We start from the raw sequence: 2,790 nt of genomic DNA on the forward strand, positions 1-2,790 counted from the left end.
GCAATACCAGTCCATGTCACCATTCACTCCATCTCTTCGCAAAGACGGATGAATCACAACAGGCTGGTATTGTTCAAAAACTTTCGGATCGGGCTCTTAGACGCATGGCATGCTAAGAAAAAATAAACTTAATCAGCATTGCGAGTAGCGCCATGCCGCCAAGCAGCATCAATATAGCCAACATACCGACGCCGCGACGTCTGGGCCGTGGCGCACGCTTCCGTGCAGGTTGTAGGGCAGGCTGAATACCAGCTTTCTGATCCAGCCAGGCATCGAGGTCAGCGATTCGGAACCTTACGTCGCGAGTCCCATATGTGACAGAACGGGGCCCTCGGCCCATCCATTTCAAATTCCGCAACCGACCCGGACTAATGCCCAGATATTCTGCCGCCTGCACGTATGTCAGGACAGCGGGCCTCATACCTTCAGGAAGTTCGGACGCCATCACTCTGCTACAAAATTATCAATGAAATTTCTGGGCGAGGCATCCCGAAATGTCAATGTTTCGGCCTGAGCCATTGAGCCAAATGGAGGGAGATACCCCGTGACAGGCAGTGACGTCCGGTTATATAAAAGTGGCGGAAGTCAGAGATTTTCTGCAAAATTCCAAGGTTAGTCATAGTATTTCTTCCGCCCTTTCACGGCGGCAACACGGGTTCGAATCCCGTACGGGACGCCAGCTATTTTACCGCAGTTTACTGTGGGTCTTAGCTGATTACAGGCACTTTCCTGATATTCGATCTGCTGGACTTTGAGCTAGATGGGTTTCCGTCATTCGGGGACGGTCCAGTGATGGCAGGAACCCTCATCAGGTAAATCATAAAAGACGACTGTCATCACCACTACGGGCAGGCCGCTGCCGCAGGATGTATGGTGCCATAGCCCCGGCCAGAATCAGGCCCGGAAGATGATGGACGGCAGACAAGAATTTCCGGGTTCATGGCCTGACGTTCCATGGTCCGGCCATTTCCGGGGTGCGCCATCCTTACCAGAGAAAATGCAGGTTCCAGCGTGCCCTGTCGTGGCAGGATTTCGGTGATGGACACACAGATCATGACCACCGCCGCCCCGGATCAATGGCGGTTTCTCTGGGACGCATCATCAGGTCGGATATTTATTCAGGAAATTCAAATTATTATACCCGCCTGCCCTGCGATGGGACAGCGCCATGCCTGCATCGGTGGGATTTATCCACCCCGCATGTGTCATGGATCTGGCGACGCCAAGTGCAGATATGCGCCCGCCCCTCCCATTTGGGAGGGTGTCTGATGTAAAATTGGGTTAATATATACATCAATCAGATTTGAAAAAGATTTCACCAAGATATCCGCAGTTCGACAGGTCCATGCAGATGCTTCAAAAAGTCAATTCCATTATCGAGACCATATATGGATCAGCACTGGGCACCTGCGATTGGAAAGACACGCTTCAGAAATGTGCAAAACTTATCGATGTCGCGGCCCTTGCCGTCGTGCCGTTCGATCCGAATCTCAAGGAACTCTTACTGACATCCCTTAACAAGCCGGAACACGACGCGTCATCCCAAGATTATTTCCATGGAACAGATCCATATTACAAAATAGACCCATACAATAAACTATTCAAATACAAGAAAAACATATTGGGAGATTTTCCTGATATCGACCTCATCAGCGAAGATGAAATTAAAAAATCTCCATTTTATCATGAGTTCCTGAAAAAATATGATTTGGGCCGTGTAAATGTCTTTGTTGACCAGGACATATTCACATCCGGGATAAAAATCTCCACCCAGAGGTATAATGGACAGAGAGGCGAAACGGATAACGAAAACTACGTAAGGAACATCATCTCCAGACATATATGCCAGTCATTGAGTTTTTCAAATATATATAATTCATTAATACTTGAAAATACCTACAAAATTTATGACCATATGGATTTTGGAATCGCTTTGCTAAAAAGCAATGGCAAAATACTTATGATGAATCCCATATTCAAATCCCTGATTGGGAATGCATTGACTTACGAAGGCGGCAGACTGTCTTCCACCAATCAGAAGAACAAACATCAGATAACAAGAATCCTGAACAAAGTCAGTTATGTACAGGATGCTCTCCAGCCTCCCGAATTTGCTGTCATCAACGGCACGAACGGGGAGAAAATCCTGTTGAAGGCCATGAAGATATCCCGCCTGGAACTCAATGGCCCATTACTGAAAAATAATGATTTCATTGTCCTTCTGGCAAAAAATCTGCAACCCAGCCTGCCTGATATTTCAGGCATCATGCAGACACTGGGCCTGACAAGGTCGGAAGCGCGCCTTGCCAGTATTGTCGGGGTGGGGCACCCGCCACGTCAGGCCGCGAAAATCATCGGCATATCGGAACAGTATGCCCGAACCATGCTCAAGGAAATCTTCTACAAACTGAACGTGAACAGTCAGAGCCAGCTTGCCGCCCTTATCGGAAATATTTCATCCTTTGGGCGGTTTTCTGATTAAACCGCCCAAAGGATCAACCGAAAGGCCAGGCCAGGGAGGCGGTCTGACTTGTTGCGATCATTCCCTTCCGCCTCCATCGCGCGCTCAATGAGAGCCGGCCCCCGGCCCTGCCCATCGCCCAGCCGCAACTGCGTCATCCGGGCGTCTGAGCGTAACCGGCCGCTCTGGGCCGCCTTGATTATGCGGCCTGTCTGTGCAGTGTATTCACGGGTTTCCAGTTCCATGGCAACAGTTCGTGGAGCCGGTTGATCTTGTGCTCGTTGATACGGGCCAGGACGTCGGCGAGGTAATCGTGCGGATTAAGCCGG

At 49.6% G+C, this 2,790-nt stretch carries 3 protein-coding genes and 1 tRNA gene; 2 read left to right on the top strand and 2 right to left on the bottom strand.

The window, feature by feature from the left end; genetic code table 11:
• Positions 1–112: 112 nt before the first annotated feature.
• On the bottom strand, positions 113–445 hold the full coding sequence (locus tag CFR72_RS16515) for a helix-turn-helix transcriptional regulator (RefSeq protein ID WP_110914790.1): 333 nt from the start codon (positions 443–445) through the stop codon (positions 113–115).
• A gap of 114 nt (positions 446–559) precedes the next feature.
• On the opposite strand from CFR72_RS16515, the gene CFR72_RS17750 reads away from it, so the two are divergent.
• A tRNA-Ser gene (locus tag CFR72_RS17750) sits at positions 560–679 on the top strand.
• Positions 680–1,351: 672 nt separating this feature from the next.
• Positions 1,352–2,482 (top strand): helix-turn-helix transcriptional regulator, encoded by a 1,131-nt coding sequence (locus CFR72_RS17395; protein ID WP_146220772.1) that lies wholly within the window; start codon positions 1,352–1,354, stop codon positions 2,480–2,482.
• A 178-nt stretch (positions 2,483–2,660) separates the two neighbouring features.
• Here CFR72_RS17395 and CFR72_RS16530 read toward each other — a convergent pair.
• Positions 2,661–2,790 (bottom strand): transposase domain-containing protein (locus CFR72_RS16530; RefSeq protein WP_146220696.1); only part of this gene is annotated, 130 nt, incomplete at its 5' end.

It is taken from the genome of Gluconacetobacter entanii (assembly GCF_003206495.1).
Taxonomy (GTDB): domain Bacteria; phylum Pseudomonadota; class Alphaproteobacteria; order Acetobacterales; family Acetobacteraceae; genus Novacetimonas; species Novacetimonas entanii.